Raw genomic sequence first — 18364 nt, 5'->3', positions numbered from 1 at the left:
AGCGGGCACGGGAGCGGAACAGGCACGGGAACGGGGGCCGGGCGGGCGGCCCGGAGAGGGCCCGGCGGCACGTCCGGGGGCGCGACGCTCCCGCACCGGGGCCCGTCCGGCCGTCGTAGGCTGGGCGTACCGTCGTCCTGCAATCCGGAGCACCTTTTTCGTGAGCGAGCAGCCCCGCCCTCCCCGCACCACCGGCAAGCCCCACCGTCGGCCCAAGAAGGACCCCGTCCGCTTCCTCGCGTTCGAGGTGCTGCGGGCCGTGGACGAGCGGGACGCCTACGCCAACCTCGTGCTGCCGCCGCTGCTGCGCAAGGCGCGGGCGAACGGGGACTTCGACGGACGGGACGCCGCCCTCGCCACCGAGCTGGTCTACGGGACGCTGCGCCGGCAGGGGACGTACGACGCGATCGTCGCCGCCTGCGTCGACCGGCCGCTGCGGGAGGTCGACCCGCCCGTGCTCGACGTATTGAGCCTCGGTGCCCACCAGCTGCTCGGGACCCGGATCCCGACGCACGCCGCCGTGTCCGCCTCCGTCGAGCTGGCGCGGGTGGTGCTCGGCGACGGGCGGGCCAAGTTCGTCAACGCCGTCCTGCGCAAGGTCGCCCGGCACGACCTCGACACCTGGGTCGAGAAGATCGCGCCGCCCTACGACGACGACCCCGAGGACCACCTCGCCGTCGTCCACTCGCACCCGCGCTGGGTCGTCTCCGCGCTGTGGGACTCCCTCGGCGGCGGCCGGGCCGGCATCGAGGAACTGCTGGCGGCCGACAACGAGCGGCCCGAGGTGACCCTGGTCGCCCGGCCCGGACGGGCCACGACGGACGAGCTGCTGCGCGAGGAGGCCGCCGTCCCCGGACGCTGGTCGCCGTACGCCGTGCGGCTCGCCGAGGGCGGCGAACCCGGCGCGATCGAGGCCGTGCGGTCCGGGCGCGCGGGCGTCCAGGACGAGGGGAGCCAGCTGGTCGCGCTCGCGCTCGCCGGCGCGCCGCTGGAAGGGCCCGACACGCGCTGGCTCGACGGCTGCGCCGGACCCGGCGGCAAGGCCGCGCTGCTGGCGGCGCTCGCCGCCGAACGCGGCGCCGTGCTGCTCGCCTCGGAGAAGCAGCCGCACCGGGCCGGCCTCGTGGCCAAGGCGCTCGCCGGGAACCCCGGCCCGTACCAGGTCATCGCCGCCGACGGGACGAGGCCGCCGTGGCGGCCCGGGTCCTTCGACCGGGTGCTGATGGACGTCCCCTGCACCGGGCTCGGTGCCCTGCGCCGCCGGCCCGAGGCGCGCTGGCGGCGCCGGCCCGAGGACCTGGACGGCTTCGCCCCCCTGCAGCGCGGCCTGCTGCGGACCGCGCTGGAGTCCGTACGGGTCGGGGGCGTCGTCGGGTACGCCACCTGCTCCCCGCACCTGGCGGAGACCCGGGCCGTCGTCGCCGACCTGCTCAAGCAGTTCCCGGAGACCGAACTGGTCGACGCGAGGCCCCTGCTCCCGGGCGTGCCCGCCCTCGGTGACGGGCCGGACGTCCAGCTGTGGCCGCACGTGCACGGGACCGACGCGATGTACCTGGCGCTCATTCGGAGGACCGGCTGACCCGCGCTCCCGGCCGGGACGTCCGCGCCGCCGCGTCGTTCCGGCGGGCCAGCGGGTGCGGCCACCACACCTTCTCACCCACGTCCAGGAAGAGCGCGGTGACCAGGACGGAGCGGACGACGAAGGTGTCCAGCAGGACACCCAGCGCGACCGCGAAGCCGATCTCGGCGAAGCCCAGGACGGGAAGCGTGCCGAGCGCGGCGAAGGTGCCGGCCAGGACCAGACCGGCCGAGGTGATCACCGCTCCGGTCGTGGCCAGGCCGGTCACCACGCCCGGCCGGGTGCCCCGCCGGACCGCCTCCTCGCGGATGCGCGTCGTCAGGAAGATGTTGTAGTCGATGCCCAGCGCCACCAGGAACACGAACACGAACAGCGGGAAGGCCACGTCCTCGCCCGCGTAGTCGAAGACGTGACGGAAGACGAGGGCGCTCACTCCGAGCGCGGTGGCCAGGGACAGCACCACCGTCCCGATCAGCAGCAGCGGTGCCACCAGGGCGCGCAGCAGCACACCGAGCACGAGCAGCACCACGACCAGGACCAGCGGGATGACCAGGTAGTTGTCGTGGGTCTGGGCCTCGTCCATGTCCAGCAGGGCCGCGGTGCCGCCGCCCACCCGGGCGTCGGCGCCGGGCACGGCGTGCACCGCGTCGCGCACGCGCTCCACGGTCGCCTTGGCCGCGGAACTGTCGGCGGGGGCGCGCATCGTCGCCTCCAGCAGCACCTTCCCGTCGTGCTCGGGCGCGGTCCCGGGCGGTGTGCCGACGCTCGCCGGGACGACGCCCGGAGCCGCGGCGACCGCGCGGCCCACCTGTCCGGCCCGGTCCGCGTTCGACACGATCACCAGCGGATCGCCGGCGCCCGCCGGGAAGTAGCGGGCCGACACCTTCTGCCCCACGATCGAGTCCGGTTCGCCGGTGAGGGCGTCCGCGTTGGCGATGCCCGCCGCGCGCAGCTGCAGCAGCCCCAGGGACAGGGCCGCCAGCACCGCGGCCGTGACACCCCACACCATGCGGGGCCGGCGGGCGATACGGCGGCCGGTACGGGCCCACACGCCCCCCGTCGTGGGGTCGGCGGACCCCTCGTGCGGGACGGCCGGCCAGAAGATCCAGCGGCCGAGGACGAGCAGCAGGGCCGGGAAGAGGGTGAGCATCGCCAGCAGGGCGACCGCGACACCGATGGCGGCGACCGGGCCCAGGCCCCGGGTCGAGTTCATCTCGGCCACCAGCAGCACCAGCATGCTGAGCACGACGGTGGCGCCGGAGGCGACGACCGCCGGACCGGCGCGGCCCAGGGCCAGCTCCATCGCCTCGTGCCGGTCGTGATGACGGCGCAGTTCCTCCCGGTAGCGGGCGACCAGCAGCAGGGCGTAGTCGGTGCCCGCGCCGAAGACGAGCACCGTCAGGATGCCCGCGCTCTGGCCGTTGACGGTCAGGCCGGCGTGCGTGGCGAGGACGTGGATCAGCGCCTGGGCCGTGAACAGCGCGGCCACCACCCCGAGCAGCGGCACGAACAGCAGGACCGGGCTGCGGAAGGTGAACAGGAGCATCACGACCACGACGGCCATCGCGGAGAACAGCAGTGTGCTGTCGATGCCTTCGAAGGCCTTGGAGAAGTCGGCCGACGTGCCGCCGGGCCCCGTGATGTGAACGGTGAGTCCGTCCTCGCCCCGGCCCACATCGTCGCGGATGGAGTCGACCGCGGGGGCGATGCGCTGCCAGCCCTGCGCGTCCATGACGATGGGCACGTAGATCTGGGCGGCCCGCGGTGCCGCCGGCCGGTCGAAGACCGGGCCCTTGACCTCCGCGCCGAGGATGCCGTGCGCGCGCAGCGCGCTCACCTCGCGCACGTCCTCGGCGATCCGCCGCCGGTCCTGGTCGGTCAGCCCGTCGGCGCGCGCGTAGACGACGACCGCCGGGATCTGCTCCGGCCGGAACTCCTCGGAGAGGCTGAGGACCCGGGTGGACTCCGCGGAGCCCGGCAGCCAGGACTGGGCGTCGTTGTCCTGCGCCTCGTTCAGCTTCGCGCCGAAGGGCGCCGCGATCACCAGGACGACCAGCCAGAGGACCAGGATCAGCCACTTGGACCGCCGTCCGCAGACGAGCCGGACGGCGCCCCTCTTCCAGACGCCGAGCTGCCTCACACCTGCCCCCGTTCCCGAACGTGGTACCGGTGGGGCGCCCAGGACGGCACGCGGGGCTCCCGCGCAGCGTCCGGCGGACGTCCCGGTTGTGGACCGGGGCGAACGAACGTGCCCGGACATGGCAGTCTTGGGTCATGGCCGCGCAGATCAACCCCAGCATCCTGTCCGCCGACTTCGCCCGCCTCGCGGACGAGGCGAAGGCGGTCGAAGGAGCCGACTGGCTTCACGTCGACGTCATGGACAACCATTTCGTCCCGAACCTCACGCTCGGTGTGCCGGTCGTGGAATCCCTGGCCCGTGCGACGGACACCCCGCTGGACTGCCATCTGATGATCGAGGCCCCCGATCGCTGGGCGCCCCGGTACGTCGAGGCGGGGGCCGGTTCCGTCACCTTCCACGTCGAGGCGGCCGCCGCGCCGGTCCGGCTCGCCCGTGAGATCCGCGCCAAGGGTGCGCGCGCCTCCATGGCGCTGAAGCCGGCCACGCCCGTCGAGCCGTACGAGGACCTGCTCCCCGAACTCGACATGCTGCTGATCATGACGGTCGAACCGGGCTTCGGGGGACAGGCGTTCCTCGACATCATGCTGCCGAAGATCCGCCGCACCCGCGAGTTGATCAGCAAGCACGGTCTCGAGCTCTGGCTCCAGGTGGACGGCGGGGTCTCGGCCTCCACCATCGAGCGGTGCGCCGAGGCGGGCGCCGACGTCTTCGTCGCCGGCTCGGCGGTCTACGGGGCGCAGGACCCGGCCGAGGCGGTACGTGCACTGCGCACGCAGGCGGAGAGGGCGACCGCCGGGGCGTCCTGGGCGTGCGCCCACTGACGGACGGGTGGGCCACCACAGGACCAAGGGAAGGTGAACGGCCGCGATCAGGGCCGATCGAGCGCGCCGCATCTGCAAGGATGAACGGCGAATCCAGAGTGTGAACAGCAGTGAGGAGATCGCCGTGTCGGGTATGTCGGCGGGCCGGTCAGCCATGCGGATGGGACCCGCTGAGCTGGTGCAGGCGGCGGCCATGGCCCGCCGCTTCTACCTCGAGGGCAAATCCAAGATCCAGATCGCCGAGGAGTTCGGCGTCAGCCGCTTCAAGGTGGCCCGGGTCCTGGAGACCGCTCTCGAACGGGATCTCGTACGGATCGAGATCCGCGTCCCCGCCGAACTGGACGCCGAGCGCTCGGACGCGCTCCGCGCCCGGTACGGCCTCAGGCACGCCGTGGTGGTCGAGTCCCCGGCCGACGCCGAGGAGTCGCCCGACCCCGAGAACCTCGGGGAGGTGGCCGCCGACCTGCTCGGCGAACTGGTCGACGAGGGGGACGTCCTGGGCCTGGCCTGGGGCCGGTCCACCATCCACATGGCGGCGGCCCTGGACCGGCTGCCGCCCTGCACGGTGGTGCAGCTGACGGGCGTGTACGACGCCGGGACCGCCGAGCGCGGCTCGGTCGAGGCCGTCCGCCGCGCCGCCCAGGTGTCCGGCGGCGACGCGCACCCCATCTACGCGCCGATGCTGCTGCCGGACGCGGCCACCGCGATCGCGTTGCGCCACCAGACCGGGATCGCCCGGGCCTTCGAGTACTTCGACAAGGTCACGGTCGCCTGCGTCTCCATCGGTTCCTGGGAGCCGGGGATCTCGACGGTGCACGACATGCTCAGCGACGAGGAGCGGGCGCACTACGCCTCGCTCGGGGTCGCCGCCGAGATGTCCGCGCACCTCTTCGACTCCGAGGGGCGCCGGGTGGGCCGGGACCTCGGCGAGCGGTGCATCACCGTCAAGGCGGACCAGCTCCGTCGTATCCCCGAGGTCGTCGCGATCGCGGGCGGGCAGCGCAAGGCGGCCGCCATCGACGCGGTGCTGCGCTCGGGGCTCGTCACCAGCCTGGTGACCGACACCTCGGCCGCGGACTACCTGATGACGGCGGGTCCGACGCCCAGGCCCGCCCTGAACCGGGCGGACCCCGACGGGGCCTGACCGCCCCCGACGGCAGGTCGGGAAGCGCACGGGGGGACGGCCGCGGCAGTGTCGACGCACACTGCCGCGGCCGTCCCCCGTCCGCTTTCCCGCCCGCCCGCGCACCGCTGCACCGACGATCCCCCGACTCGTCAGGACGGTACCGAGACGACGACGACACAGCACGTGGTCACGCCGGACCTCGACGGGGTCACGGACCAGGCGGGCCTGATGGACCGTGCCGCCCGGGCCCTGGACCTCCCGGAGTGGTTCGGCCGCAACGGGGACGCGCTCGCCGGCTCCCTCGCCGGCCTCGGGGTGTGGCCCTCCGGGTGCGCCGGCCGGGGGCTGCTGCTCGTCGTACGGGGCCGGCGGCCGTACGCGCGGCAGAACGCGCGGGAGCGGGCTCTCGCCGAAGAGGTCTTCGCGCAGGCCGTGGACCGCACGCCGGAGCCGTCCGTGGCGCTCGCCCCCAGGGCGCCCCGGCCGCTTGGACGGCGTGTTCCGCGGGTATCCCTCGGACGATCCTCCGAACCCCCTCCCGACCGGCCTGGACGATTCTCCCGGGCCGGACATCACGGCTCTCATGGGACAATGAAGTACGTGCTCTTCCCCCTGGCCGGCCGGTCCGGGGGTCACCTCTGATCGACTGGGATGTGCGGCACGTGCGTTTCCTCAACGACATCCAGCCCGCGTACGACCTCACGTACGACGACGTCTTCATGGTCCCGAGCCGCAGCGCGGTCGGATCGCGTCTGGGCGTGGACCTCAACTCCCCGGACGGCACGGGCACCACGATCCCGCTGGTCGTGGCCAACATGACCGCCGTCGCCGGGCGCCGGATGGCCGAGACCGTGGCGCGGCGCGGCGGCCTCGTGGTGATCCCGCAGGACATCCCGATCGACGTCGTCACCGACGTCATCTCCTGGGTCAAGAGCCGCCACCTCGTGCTGGACACCCCGATCGTGCTCGCCCCGCACCAGACCGTCGCCGACGCGCTGGCCCTGCTGCCCAAGCGTGCGCACAACGCGGGCGTCGTCGTCGACGGGGACGACCGCCCCGTCGGTGTCGTCACGGACGCCGACCTCACCGGCGTCGACCGCTTCACCCAGCTCACCGAGGTCATGTCCAAGGACCTGCTGCTCCTGGACGCGGACATCGACCCCCGCGAGGCCTTCAACACCCTCGACGCGGCCAACCGGCGCTACGCCCCCGCGGTCGACGCCGAGGGCCGGCTGGCCGGCATCCTCACCCGCAGGGGCGCCCTGCGCGCCACCCTGTACACGCCCGCCACCGACGCGCGGGGCAGGCTGCGGATCGCCGCCGCCGTCGGCATCAACGGAGACTTCGCCGAGAAGGCCAAGCTGCTCCTGGACGCGGGCGTCGACACCCTCGTCATCGACACGGCCCACGGCCACCAGGAGTCGATGATCAGCGCGATCCGGCTGGTGCGCGACCTCGATCCGCAGGTCCCGGTCGTCGCCGGCAACATCGTCTCCGCCGAGGGCGTCAAGGACCTCGTCGAGGCGGGAGCCGACATCATCAAGGTCGGTGTCGGCCCCGGCGCCATGTGCACCACCCGCATGATGACCGGCGTGGGCCGGCCGCAGTTCTCCGCGGTCCTGGAGTGCGCGGCCGAGGCGGCGAAGTACGGCAAGCACGTGTGGGCCGACGGCGGCGTCCGCCACCCGCGCGACGTGGCGATGGCCCTCGCGGCCGGCGCGTCCAACGTGATGATCGGCTCCTGGTTCGCGGGCACCTACGAGTCCCCGGGCGACCTCCAGCAGGACGCCGGCGGGCGGCTCTACAAGGAGTCGTTCGGCATGGCGTCCGCGCGCGCCGTGCGCAACCGCACCTCCGAGGAGTCGGCGTACGACCGGGCCCGCAAGGCGCTGTTCGAGGAGGGCATCTCCACCTCCCGCATGTTCCTCGACCCGGACCGCCCGGGCGTCGAGGACCTGATCGACTCGGTCGTCGCGGGCGTCCGCTCCTCCTGCACCTACGCCGGTGCCGCCTCCCTGGAGGAGTTCGCCGCGAAGGCCGTGGTCGGCCTCCAGAGCGCGGCCGGCTACGCGGAGGGCCAGCCCCTGCACGCCAGCTGGAGCTGAGCGCCCGGCGGGGCGGTGCCGCCGCCGTGAGGACGGGGCGGGTCCGGCCGTCGCCGGGCCCGCGTCTTCCGCGCCGCCGACCGGCCCGCGCCCCCGGCGTCCTCTGAATGGTCTTCGGTGTCCGGACGGCGGTCGGGCTCGTGTTCTACTTCCTCTACGGCCACCGCCGCTCCCGCCTCGCGTCATCCGAAGTGAAGTGAACGACCCGCAGTGCTGAACGATCTCGACGAACGCATCGTGCACGCCCTCGCCGAGGACGCCCGCCGCTCCTACGCGGACATCGGGCAGCTCGTCGGCCTCTCCGCGCCCGCCGTCAAACGGCGTGTGGACCGGCTGCGCACCACCGGGGCCATCACCGGGTTCACGGTGCGCGTCGACCCGGCGGCCCTGGGCTGGGAGACCGAGGGGTACGTCGAGATCCACTGCCGGCGCAACACCTCGCCGGAGACCATCCAGCGGGGCCTGGAGCGCTACCAGGAAGTCGTGGCCGCCTCCACCGTCACCGGGGAGGCGGACGCGATCGCCCAGGTCTTCGCCGCCGACATGCGCCACTTCGAGCGGGTGCTGGAGCGGATCGCGGGGGAGCCCTTCGTGGAGCGCACGAAGTCGGTGCTGGTGCTCTCCCCGCTGCTGCGCCGCTTCTCCTCCGGCTCGCCGACCTGAGGGCCGCCGCCTCGAGGGCCGTCGCCCTGAGCGCCGTCGCCCCGAGGGCCGCCGGTTCCGAGGCCGGCAGCTTCGCGAAGCGCTGGTGAGCGGGCCGGGCCCGGGGCTACCCTCGGTCCCATGACCTGGCGACATTGATCCAGCAGCCGTGCCTCCCGAGGACCGCCTCGGACGCCGTACCCCCGGTGTCCGAAACGTCCCTGCGGGAAGGCCTCATGACTCACTCACCCGTGCGCGCGCCCGCCGGAGCCCCCGGCGTGCGGCGGCTCACCACCACGCTGTACGGCTACGCGTTCCTGGACGAGTTCGTCCTGCTCTACCCGGTGTACGCGCTGCTGTTCGCCGACACCGGCCTGTCCCTCGCGCAGACGTCCTCACTGTTCGTCCTGTGGTCGGCGACCGGCGTCCTGCTGGAGGTCCCCTCCGGCGTCTGGGCGGACGCCGTCTCCCGCCGGCTGCCGCTGTGGCTGGGCCCGCTGCTGGGCGCGGCCGGCTTCGCGCTGTGGGTGCTGTTCCCGTCGTACGGGGCCTTCGCCGCCGGCTTCGTGCTGTGGGGCGCGCGCGGGGCGCTCGGCTCGGGCGCCCTGGAGGCCCTGGTCTACGAGGAGCTGGAGCGGCTCGGCGCGACGGACCGGTACGCCCGCCTCATGGGCCGGGCCCATGCGGCCGGACAGGCCGCGGTGATGACGGCCATGGCCCTGGCCGGCCCGGTGTTCGCGGGGTACGGCTATCCGGCGGTCGGCGCGGCCAGCGTGCTGGCCTGCCTGCTGTGCGCCGCGACGGCGACCCGCTTCCCCGAACACCGTGCCCCCGGCCCCGCAGGCACAGGCGCGCACGGGGACGGTGACGGTGGCGAGGGCTGGGCGGCGACGCTGCGGGCGGGCCTCGCCGAGGCCCGCCGCGACCGCTCGGTGCGCGGCGCCCTCCTGCTCGTCCCGGCCGTCGCCGCCGTCTGGGGCGCGCTCGACGAGTACACCCCGCTGCTGGCGCGGGACACCGGCGCCTCCGACGCGGCGGTCCCTCACCTGCTGATGACGATCTGGGCCGGCGTCACCGCCGGAAGCCTGCTGGCCGGGCCCGCCGAACGCCTGGGCCGCAAGGGGTTCGCCGCGCTGCTCGCGGCCTCCGCGCTCGCCCTCGCCGCCGGAGCGGGCGCAGGCACACCGGCCGGCCTGACGCTGGTGGCCCTGGCCTTCGGCGGCTTCCAGCTGGCGACGGTACTGGCCGACGCCCGCCTCCAGCGGTGCATCGAGGGCGCCGGACGGGCCACCCTCACCTCCGTCGCGGGCCTGGGCACCGAACTCACCACCATCGCGGTGTACGTCACCTACGCCCCGCTCGCCTCGGCCACCGCGCACGGCACCGCCTTCGCGCTGTTCGCGGCGCCCTGCCTGGCGACCGCGCTGCTGGTGGCCGTACGCCGCGGACCCCACGGCGCGGAGCCCGCGGCGGGGACCTCGTGGTGATCCCGCGACCAAGGACCCGGGGCGGTCCCGCGACGGTGGGCCCGCAGCGGTGATCCCGGGCGCGGTGCCGCGCAACGAATCGCCGCCCCGCGCCTCCCGCACGCAACGAACAGCTCACCACCGCGCAACGGCTCCTCCTTGTCCGCCCTGGTCAGCGGACCGTAGCGTCTAGGTGTCCCCCACACCTTCCGCCTCCGGTGAGGAACACGCATGCGCATCGCCCTGCTCCAGAGCTCCGGCCGCCCCGGCTCCGTCGTCGAGAACCTCGAGGTCCTCGACGAGGCCGCCGGCCGCGCCGCCGCCGCGGGTGCCGGACTGCTGGTCGCGCCGGAGATGTTCCTGACCGGGTACGCGATCGGTGACGACGTCGCCCGTCTCGCCGAGCCCGCCGACGGCGACTCCGCGGACGCGGTCGCCGACCTCGCCGGCCGGCACGGTCTCGCGGTCGCCTACGGATACCCGGAGCGTGACGGCGGGACGGTGTACAACGCCGCGCAGCTGATCTCCGCCGACGGGTCCCGCCTCGCGAACTACCGCAAGACCCACCTCTTCGGCTGCTTCGAGCGCGACCGGTTCACGCCCGGCGACCGGCCCGTCGTCCAGGCCGAACTGGGCGGCCTGACCGTCGGCCTCATGATCTGCTACGACGTCGAGTTCCCGGAGAACGTCCGCGCCCACGCCCTGGCCGGCACCGGCCTGCTGGTGGTGCCGACGGCACAGATGCACCCCTTCCAGTTCGTCGCCGAGTCGATGATCCCGGTGCGCGCCTTCGAGAACCAGATGTACGTCGCCTACGTCAACCGGGTCGGCCAGGAAGGGGAGTTCGAGTTCGTCGGACTCTCCACCCTGGCCGGTCCCGACGGCGTCGCCCGCGCCCGCGCCGGACGCGACGAGGAACTCGTGTTCGCCGACGCCGACCCCGCCTTCGTGGCCGCCTCCCGAGAGGCGAACCCCTACCTGAAGGACCGCCGCCCCGGCCTCTACGGGTCCCTGGTCTGACACCCCCGTCCTCTTCCTCTTCCTCGTCGCCGCAAGGAGTCCGCACCCCATGACGTCCACCGTGCCCAACGCCGTCGAGCACGCAGACGAGGAGCAGCCGCCGATCACGATGTTCGGCCCGGACTTCCCCTACGCCTACGACGACTTCCTCGCCCACCCGGCGGGCCTCGGCCAGGTACCGGCCACCGAGCACGGCACCGAGGTCGCCGTGATCGGCGGCGGACTGTCCGGGATCGTCGCCGCCTACGAGCTGATGAAGATGGGCCTCAAGCCCGTCGTGTACGAGGCCGACCGGATCGGCGGACGGCTGCGCACGGTGGGCTTCGACGGCTGCGACCCCTCGCTGACCGCCGAGATGGGCGCGATGCGCTTCCCGCCGTCCTCCACGGCCCTGCAGCACTACATCGACCTGGTGGGCCTCGAGACCCGCCCGTTCCCCAACCCGCTCGCCGAGGCCACGCCCTCGACCGTCGTCGACCTCAAGGGCGAGTCCCACTACGCCGAGACGATCGACGACCTGCCGCAGGTCTACCGCGACGTCGCCGCCGCCTGGAACAGGTGCCTGGAGGAGGGCGCCGACTTCTCCGACATGAACCAGGCCATGCGCGAGCGCGACGTGCCGCGCATCCGCGAGATCTGGGCGAAGCTCGTCGAGAAGCTCGACAACCAGACCTTCTACGGCTTCCTCTGCGACTCCGAGTCCTTCACGTCCTTCCGGCACCGCGAGATCTTCGGCCAGGTCGGCTTCGGTACCGGCGGCTGGGACACCGACTTCCCCAACTCCATCCTGGAGATACTCCGCGTCGTCTACACCGAGGCCGACGACCACCACCGCGGCATCGTCGGCGGCTCCCAGCAACTGCCGCTGCGGCTGTGGGAGCGCGAGCCGGAGAAGACCATCCACTGGCCGTACGGCACCTCGCTGGCCTCGCTCCACGAGGGCGGCGAGCCCCGCCCGGCCGTGACCCGCCTGAACCGCACCGCCGGCAACCGGATCACCGTGACCGACGCCGACGGGGACATCCGCACCTACCGGGCGGCGGTCTTCACCGCCCAGTCCTGGATGCTGCTGTCGAAGATCGCCTGCGACGACTCGCTCTTCCCGATCGACCACTGGACGGCGATCGAACGCACCCACTACATGGAGAGCTCCAAGCTCTTCGTGCCCGTGGACCGTCCCTTCTGGCTGGACAAGGACGCGCGCACGGGCCGGGACGTCATGTCGATGACGCTCACCGACCGCATGACCCGCGGCACCTACCTCCTCGACGACGGCCCGGACAGGCCCGCCGTCATCTGCCTGTCCTACACCTGGTGCGACGACAGCCTGAAGTGGCTGCCGCTGTCCGCGAACGAGCGGATGGAGGTCATGCTCAAGTCGCTCGGCGAGATCTACCCGAACGTCGACATCAGGAAGCACGTCATCGGCAACCCGGTCACCGTCTCCTGGGAGAACGAGCCCTACTTCATGGGCGCGTTCAAGGCCAACCTGCCCGGCCACTACCGCTACCAGCGGCGCCTGTTCACCCACTTCATGCAGGACCGGCTGCCCGAGGACAAGCGGGGCATCTTCCTCGCCGGCGACGACATCTCCTGGACCGCGGGCTGGGCCGAGGGAGCCGTCCAGACCGCCCTCAACGCGGTGTGGGGCGTCATGCACCACCTCGGCGGGACGACGGACACGACCAACCCCGGCCCGGGCGACGTGTACGACGAGATCGCCCCGGTCGAACTGCCGGAGGACTAGACACCCTCGGCTCCTCGGCCTGGGGGCCCGGGCGGGCCCGCGCCGGCCGGCCGGTCCGGCAGGGGGGTCAGGAGCATGCGGCCCGCGAAGCCGACCGCCGCGTCGAGGCGGTCGGTGAACTCCCCGGCGACGTCCGGCAGACGGCGCAGGGCCCACAGGGCGCGGGCCGCGGACCAGGCGGCGTCGAGGGCCCGCTCCAGGCTCCAGGAGCCGAGCAGGTGGGTGAGCGGATCGGCGATCCGGAACAGGTCGGGGCCGGGCACCAGGTCCTCGCGCACCCGCTCCTCCAGCGCCGTGAGGAGATCGCCCGCCCGGTCGAACTCGTCCTCCAGCGCGGCCGGTTCGCAGCCCAGGGCCTGGCAGGCGTCCACGACGGCGAGCGCGAGGTCGTGCCCGACGTGGGCGTTGACGCCCGCGAGCGCGAACTGCAGTGGGCGTACGCCCGGATGGCGGCGGAGCTGGAACAGCGGGCGCCAGCAGGCCGGCGGGCGGTGGCCGGCCGCGGCCGCGTCGACGGCGGCGAGGTAGCGCTCGGCGAACCGGAGGTCCGGCGTGACCGCGGTCCGGAGGGCGCCGGACCGGCCGGTGCCGACGTGCCGGTCCGCCTCCTCGGTCACGGCGAGACGGAAGCGGTTGAAGACGGCGATCCCGTCCTGCGGCGGGAGGGCCGCGTCGAGGGCGCGCATGCGGGAGAGCACCCCGTCGACGGGGTTGCCGGGGGGAGGGACGAACTGTTGCGGGTGCGGCATGCAGGCAGGGTCGCAGCCCCGGACGGGCCGGTGGGCCCGCCGGCCCGCTGCTTCCCCGGAACGGGCGAACGGGTCCCGGCGCGGGAGGCTGCCGGACGGCGCGGGAAGCCGGACGGCGCGTGCCGTGCGGGCCGGATGGCACGCGCGGGCCGTGAGCCGGACGGCGGGGCGCCGCACCGGCCGCGACGGTGGCCGGGCGGGCGGCGCCCCGGTACTTCTACGAGCCGGCCTCGTCGTAGGAACTGGTGCCCTCGTCGAGGAGCGGCGGCTGGGTCTTGAGGTGGGCGGGGGCGAAGGCGCGCAGCGCGTGGTAGCCGGTGATGACGACCAGGGTGCCCAGGGCGATGCCGCTGAGCGAGAAGGTGTCGGTGAACTCCATGGTGACGTTGCCGACGCCGATGATGATGCCCGCGGCGGCCGGGACCAGGTTCAGCGGGTTGCGCAGGTCCACCCCGGCGTTGAGCCAGATCTGGGCACCGAGCAGGCCGATCATGCCGTACAGGATGACGGTGATGCCGCCGAGGACGCCGCCCGGGATCGCGGCCACCACCGCGCCGAACTTGGGGCACAGTCCGAACAGCAGCGCGAAGCCCGCCGCGGCCCAGTAGGCGGCCGTGGAGTAGACCCGGGTCGCGGCCATCACGCCGATGTTCTCGGAGTACGTGGTGTTGGGCGGGCCGCCGACCGCCGTGGACAGCACGGAGCCGAGGCCGTCGGCCGAGATCGCCGTGCCCAGCTTGTCGTCCAGCGAGTCGCCGGTCATCTCGCCGACCGCCTTGACGTGCCCGGCGTTCTCCGCGACCAGCGCGATGACGACGGGCAGGGCCACCAGGATCGCCGACCACTCGAAGCTCGGCCCGTGGAAGGACGGCAGGCCGATCCAGTCGGCCCGGCCCACGGCGGAGAGGTCCAGGCGCCAGTGGTCGACGACCTCGCCGCTCGCGTCCGCCGAGTGGATCCGGCCGAAGATCCGGTCGAACGCCCAGGAGATGCCGTAGCCGAAGACCAGACCGAGGAAGATCGCGATGCGGGACCAGAAGCCGCGCAGGCAGACCACGGCCAGACCGGTGAACAGCATGACCAGCAGGGCCGTCCACTGGTCCTGCGGCCAGTAGGTGGAGGCGGTGACGGGGGCGAGGTTGAAGCCGATCAGCATCACGACCGCGCCCGTCACGACCGGTGGCATCGCCGCGTGGATGATCCGGGCGCCGAACCGCTGGACGGCCACCCCCACGAGGAAGAGCGCCACACCCACGACGAGGACCGCGCCGGTGACGGTGGCGCTCGTGCCGCCCTGGGCGCGGATGACCGCCGCGACGCCCACGAACGACAGCGAGCAGCCGAGGTAGCTGGGCACCCGGCCGCGGGTCGCGAGCAGGAAGATCACGGTCGCGACGCCCGACATCATGATGGCCAGGTTGGGGTCCAGGCCCATCAGGACGGGGGCCACGAAGGACGCCCCGAACATGGCCACCACGTGCTGTGCGCCGAGACCGGCCGTGCGGGGCCAGGAGAGCCGCTCGTCGGGGCGGACCACCGCTCCGGGCTCCGGCGTGCGCCCGTCGCCGTGCAGTTTCCAGCGGACGCCAAGATCCATGGGGGTTTTCGCTTTCGTTCGTGCGGCGCGCGAGCCGTCCCGGCGCGGTGCGGAAGTCGTTCGGCGCGGTGCGGATGTCCGGCCCATTCTCACGCGGATCCGGAGGGTGAGCGACCGCTTAGGATAGGGGTGATTGCCTCGTACATCTTCCTCGTCCGCCCCCTTCGCCCCCAGGAGCCCCGCCCGTGACCGCCGAAGCCCCGGCCGCCCCCGCCCTGTCCCACGGCCGGCTGATGCCCGTCACCGTCCACTTCGACGACCTCGACGCGCTCGGACTGCTGCACAACGCCCGCTACCCGCTGATGGTCGAGCGGGCCTGGACCGAGCTGTGGCAGGAGCACGGGGTGCGCTTCGAGGGGGACTGGGCGGCTGCCGGCGACGCCTGCAACGCCGTGAAGGAACTGCGCATCGGCTACGAGGCGCCCGTCACCAGGCCGGGCGCCTACGCCGTCCACCTGTGGCTGGAGCGGCTCGGCAACACCGGCCTGACCTACGGCTTCCGGTTCTGCTCGGCCGACGGGGCGCTCACCTACGCGCACGGCACCCGCGTCCTGGTCCGCCTCGATCCCGCGACCATGCGCCCGGCGCCGTGGAGCGAGGCGTTCAGGAGCGCGGGCCGGGCACTGCTGCGTCCGGCGGACTGACCTTCACCGGCGTACGCTCGCCGCCGCGCAGCACACCCGCGAACACCACGAGCCCGAACGCCAGCACCGTCACCACGCCGAACGACACCATCAGGCTGGTCGCCTGCGCCACCCCGCCGATCAGGCTCGGGGCGATCAGCCCCGAGGTGTAGGTGATGGTCGCGACGCCCGCGATGGCCTGGCTGGGGTTCGGTCCGCTGTGCCCGGCGGCCGCGAAGCACAGCGGGACGACGACGGCGATGCCGAGGCCCATCATCCCGAACCCGCCGATGGCCGTCGCCGGGTGGTCCGCCACCACGATCAGCAGGCCGCCCGCGGCGGCCAGCACCCCGCCCGCGCGGACCGTGCGGACCGCGCCGAACCGGTTCACCACGGCGTCCCCCAGGATCCGGGCCACCGCCATGGTGAGCATGAAGCCGGTCGTGCAGGCCGCGGCGAGGCCGGCCGAGGTGCCGAGGTGGTCGTCCAGGTAGACCGCCGACCAGTCCAGGCTCGCGCCCTCCGCGAAGACCGCGCAGAACCCGACCGCGCCGATCAGCAGCGCCGAGCGGGGCGGCAGGGTGAAGCGCGGCGGGGGCTCCTCGTCCTCGGTGGGCCGCAGGTCGAGCACCCACCGGCAGGCCAGGAGACCGAGCGCGGTGAGGACGGCCGCCGCCAGGACGTGGTGCAGGCGCGCGTCCGTGCCCAGGTGCGCGGCGAGGGTGCCGGCCGCGGAGCCGAGCAGCGCGCCCGCGCTCCACATGCCGTGCAGCCCCGACATGATCGACTTCTCGAGCCGTCGCTCGACCTCCACGCCGAGGGCGTTCATCGCCACGTCGGCCATGCCCGCGGTGGCGCCGTAGACGAACATCGCCAGGCACAGGGTGAGCATGTCCGGCGCCAGGGAAGGCAGGACCAGCGCCAGCGTCCACAGCGCCAGCAGCGCGCGCAGGGCGGCCCGGCTGCCGAGGCGGTGGGTGATCCGGCTCGCCAGCGGCATGGCACAGGCCGCTCCGAACGCGGTGAAGGCCAGGGCGAAGCCGAGCGTGCCGGCGCTCACGGAGGCGTGGTCCTGGATCCACGGCACCCGCGTGGCGAAGGAGCCGGTGACCGCGCCGTGCACGGTGAACACGGCGGCCACCGCGTACCGGGCCGACCGTACCTTCGACGGTGCATACGCCGTTTCGCTCATTCCCGGGCCCCTCCTCGCCGGTGTGCCGCCCGGCGGGGTGCCGTGCGCGGGCCGCGTCAGCGCGGCGCCCGCGTAAACTATCAGGAACCCTGCCTGATAAATAGAGGCCGGTCCGGGGTGACGCTCCGGCGTCCATGGGAGGATTCCGCGCATGCCCGCATCCCCGAGCACCGCCCGGGCCATCAACGACCGGCTCGCCCTGCGGCTCCTGCAGGACGAAGGCCCCCTGACGGCGGGGCAGTTGAAACAGCTCACCGGCCTGTCCCGGCCCACCGTCGCCGACCTCGTCGAACGTCTCACCGTCTCCGGCCTGATCGAGGTCGTGGGCGAGGCGGGGGAGCAGCGGCGCGGCCCGAACGCCCGGCTCTACGGCATCCTCGCGGACCGGGCCCATCTGGCGGCGCTGGACGTCCGCACCGAGGGCGTCGCCGTGCTGGTCTCCGACCTGGTCGGACGGGTGCTCGCCGAGGCGTCCGTGCCCATCGGCGGCGACATCGGCACCGGGCCCGCCGTGGAACAGGCGGTCACCCTGGTGGAACGGGCCGTGAAGGAGGCCGGGGCCGGCCGGCTGCACACCGTCGGCATCGGCGCGCCCGGCCTGATCGACCCGGCCAGCGGCGAACTGCGCGACTCCTCCGGCCTGCCCGCCTGGCACCGCCGTCTGGTGGCCGCCCTCCAGGAACGGCTGCCCGCGGCCCGCGTCACCGTCGAGAACGAGACCAACCTCGCCGCCCTGGCCGAACAGCGCGAGGGCGGCGCCCGGGACCGCGACACCTTCGTGCTGCTGTGGCTGGGCCACGGCACGGGCGCGGCCGTGGTCCTGGACGGCGCCCTGCGCCGGGGGGCCTCCGGCGGCACCGGCGAGATCGGTTTCCTGCCGGTCCCCGGTACCACCGGCCTGCCGTCGGCCACGGACTGCGAGGGCGGCTTCCACTCCCTGGCCGGTTCGGCGGCGGTCGCGGCGCTGGCGCGGGAGCACGGGCTGGGGCCGGTCCCGCACCCGGTGCCCGGCGAACCGGAGGCGGCCGGCCTGGTACGGGCGGCGGTGGCGGGGGCCGACGCCGGCCCGGGCGCCCGCGGCGGCGGCTCCGACCGGGCCCGCGCCCGCTTCCTGGACGCCCTCGCCGACCGGCTGGCCATCGGCGCCGCCTCCGTCGTGGCCGTCCTCGACCCCGGGTGCGTGGTCCTGGGCGGGGAGGTCGGCCGGGCCGGCGGCGAGAACCTCGCGGCCCGGGTGGCGGAACGGCTGCGGCGGATGGCGCCGCTCCCCACCCAGGTGCGCCCGAGCCCCCTGGGCGGCGCGGCGGTGCTGCGCGGCGCGCTGCTGACGGCGCGGGAGTCCGCCCAGGAGGACCTGTTCGGGGCCCACGACGGCTGACCTCCCGGGGGCCGGACCGTGCGGCGGCCGGATCGTGCGGCGGCCGGGTCATGGACCCCGGAAGCCGGGTCATGGACCCCAGCGGCCGGGTCGTGGACCCCGGCGGCCGGGGCCGGACTCCGGAAAGCCGGGTCGTGGAGAGGCCCGGCGGCGGGCAAGGGCCGTCGTCACCGCCACCG

At 74.0% G+C, this 18364-nt stretch carries 15 protein-coding genes; 11 read left to right on the top strand and 4 right to left on the bottom strand.

The genetic code is table 11. The annotated features are described in order from the left end of the window. The first annotated feature begins 160 nt into the window (after positions 1-160). The gene (locus tag ACZ5FU_RS17660) at positions 161-1579 is read left to right on the top strand and encodes an RsmB/NOP family class I SAM-dependent RNA methyltransferase (RefSeq protein WP_451528927.1); all 1419 of its coding nucleotides are present in this window, start codon (positions 161-163) and stop codon (positions 1577-1579) included. Here the strand turns inward: ACZ5FU_RS17660 and ACZ5FU_RS17655 are convergent. Next, positions 1560-3839: an MMPL family transporter gene (locus ACZ5FU_RS17655; protein ID WP_469045525.1), complete on the bottom strand. Its 2280-nt coding sequence runs from the start codon at positions 3837-3839 to the stop codon at positions 1560-1562. The genes ACZ5FU_RS17660 and ACZ5FU_RS17655 overlap by 20 nt on opposite strands. A gap of 14 nt (positions 3840-3853) precedes the next feature. Here ACZ5FU_RS17655 and rpe point away from each other — a divergent pair, with 14 nt between their 5' ends. The 8 genes from rpe (at position 3854) to ACZ5FU_RS17615 (ending at position 12646) form a co-directional block, all read left to right on the top strand. Continuing rightward, positions 3854-4540, top strand: coding sequence for a ribulose-phosphate 3-epimerase (gene rpe, locus ACZ5FU_RS17650; RefSeq protein ID WP_451528929.1), 687 nt, complete (start codon positions 3854-3856; stop codon positions 4538-4540). A 100-nt stretch (positions 4541-4640) separates the two neighbouring features. Continuing rightward, complete coding sequence (locus ACZ5FU_RS17645; RefSeq protein WP_451528930.1) at positions 4641-5684, top strand: sugar-binding transcriptional regulator; 1044 nt, start codon at positions 4641-4643, stop codon at positions 5682-5684. A 165-nt stretch (positions 5685-5849) separates the two neighbouring features. Then, positions 5850-6308 (top strand): barstar family protein, encoded by a 459-nt coding sequence (locus ACZ5FU_RS17640; protein WP_468645580.1) that lies wholly within the window; start codon positions 5850-5852, stop codon positions 6306-6308. Between the two features lie 20 nt (positions 6309-6328). After that, positions 6329-7771: a GuaB1 family IMP dehydrogenase-related protein gene (locus ACZ5FU_RS17635; RefSeq protein WP_468645582.1), complete on the top strand. Its 1443-nt coding sequence runs from the start codon at positions 6329-6331 to the stop codon at positions 7769-7771. Between the two features lie 210 nt (positions 7772-7981). Next, positions 7982-8434 (top strand): Lrp/AsnC family transcriptional regulator, encoded by a 453-nt coding sequence (locus ACZ5FU_RS17630; protein WP_451781250.1) that lies wholly within the window; start codon positions 7982-7984, stop codon positions 8432-8434. 215 nt (positions 8435-8649) lie between these two features. Beyond that, positions 8650-9900, top strand: coding sequence for an MFS transporter (locus ACZ5FU_RS17625; protein ID WP_468837599.1), 1251 nt, complete (start codon positions 8650-8652; stop codon positions 9898-9900). Positions 9901-10110: 210 nt separating this feature from the next. Then, complete coding sequence (locus ACZ5FU_RS17620) at positions 10111-10899, top strand: carbon-nitrogen hydrolase family protein (protein ID WP_451781254.1); 789 nt, start codon at positions 10111-10113, stop codon at positions 10897-10899. A gap of 49 nt (positions 10900-10948) precedes the next feature. Then, positions 10949-12646 carry a flavin monoamine oxidase family protein gene (locus ACZ5FU_RS17615; RefSeq protein WP_469045524.1) on the top strand — a complete coding sequence of 566 codons (1698 nt, stop codon included), beginning with the start codon at positions 10949-10951 and terminating at the stop codon, positions 12644-12646. Here ACZ5FU_RS17615 and ACZ5FU_RS17610 read toward each other — a convergent pair. Further along, positions 12643-13395 (bottom strand): DUF5995 family protein, encoded by a 753-nt coding sequence (locus ACZ5FU_RS17610; RefSeq protein ID WP_468645588.1) that lies wholly within the window; start codon positions 13393-13395, stop codon positions 12643-12645. The two genes, ACZ5FU_RS17615 and ACZ5FU_RS17610, sit on opposite strands and share 4 nt — an antisense overlap. A 217-nt stretch (positions 13396-13612) precedes the next feature. Beyond that, the gene (locus ACZ5FU_RS17605; protein ID WP_451528938.1) at positions 13613-14992 is read right to left on the bottom strand and encodes a uracil-xanthine permease family protein; all 1380 of its coding nucleotides are present in this window, start codon (positions 14990-14992) and stop codon (positions 13613-13615) included. 185 nt (positions 14993-15177) lie between these two features. Here ACZ5FU_RS17605 and ACZ5FU_RS17600 point away from each other — a divergent pair, with 185 nt between their 5' ends. Then, positions 15178-15636, top strand: coding sequence for an acyl-CoA thioesterase (locus tag ACZ5FU_RS17600; protein WP_451528939.1), 459 nt, complete (start codon positions 15178-15180; stop codon positions 15634-15636). On the opposite strand, the gene ACZ5FU_RS17595 is transcribed toward ACZ5FU_RS17600, so the two are convergent. Continuing rightward, a complete protein-coding gene (locus ACZ5FU_RS17595) occupies positions 15596-16807 on the bottom strand; it encodes an MFS transporter (RefSeq protein WP_451528940.1) in 1212 nt (403 codons plus the stop codon). The genes ACZ5FU_RS17600 and ACZ5FU_RS17595 overlap by 41 nt on opposite strands. 151 nt (positions 16808-16958) lie before the next feature. On the opposite strand from ACZ5FU_RS17595, the gene ACZ5FU_RS17590 reads away from it, so the two are divergent. Further along, the gene (locus ACZ5FU_RS17590; RefSeq protein WP_469045523.1) at positions 16959-18185 is read left to right on the top strand and encodes an ROK family transcriptional regulator; all 1227 of its coding nucleotides are present in this window, start codon (positions 16959-16961) and stop codon (positions 18183-18185) included. Positions 18186-18364 lie beyond the last annotated feature (179 nt).

This window comes from Streptomyces sp. NPDC031554 (assembly GCF_055580685.1).
This window is presented reverse-complemented; position numbering and strand designations above follow the sequence as displayed.

Coding starts and splice junctions, on each gene's coding strand:
- ACZ5FU_RS17615 (WP_469045524.1), top strand. CDS start 10,949: ATGACGTCCACCGTGCCCAACGCCGTCGAGCACGCAGACGAGGAGCAG.
- ACZ5FU_RS17655 (WP_469045525.1), bottom strand. CDS start 3,839: ATGTCCGGGCACGTTCGTTCGCCCCGGTCCACAACCGGGACGTCCGCC.
- ACZ5FU_RS17620 (WP_451781254.1), top strand. CDS start 10,111: ATGCGCATCGCCCTGCTCCAGAGCTCCGGCCGCCCCGGCTCCGTCGTC.
- rpe (WP_451528929.1), top strand. CDS start 3,854: ATGGCCGCGCAGATCAACCCCAGCATCCTGTCCGCCGACTTCGCCCGC.
- ACZ5FU_RS17590 (WP_469045523.1), top strand. CDS start 16,959: ATGCCCGCATCCCCGAGCACCGCCCGGGCCATCAACGACCGGCTCGCC.
- ACZ5FU_RS17595 (WP_451528940.1), bottom strand. CDS start 16,807: ATGAGCGAAACGGCGTATGCACCGTCGAAGGTACGGTCGGCCCGGTAC.
- ACZ5FU_RS17625 (WP_468837599.1), top strand. CDS start 8,650: ATGACTCACTCACCCGTGCGCGCGCCCGCCGGAGCCCCCGGCGTGCGG.
- ACZ5FU_RS17610 (WP_468645588.1), bottom strand. CDS start 13,395: ATGCCGCACCCGCAACAGTTCGTCCCTCCCCCCGGCAACCCCGTCGAC.
- ACZ5FU_RS17605 (WP_451528938.1), bottom strand. CDS start 14,992: ATGGATCTTGGCGTCCGCTGGAAACTGCACGGCGACGGGCGCACGCCG.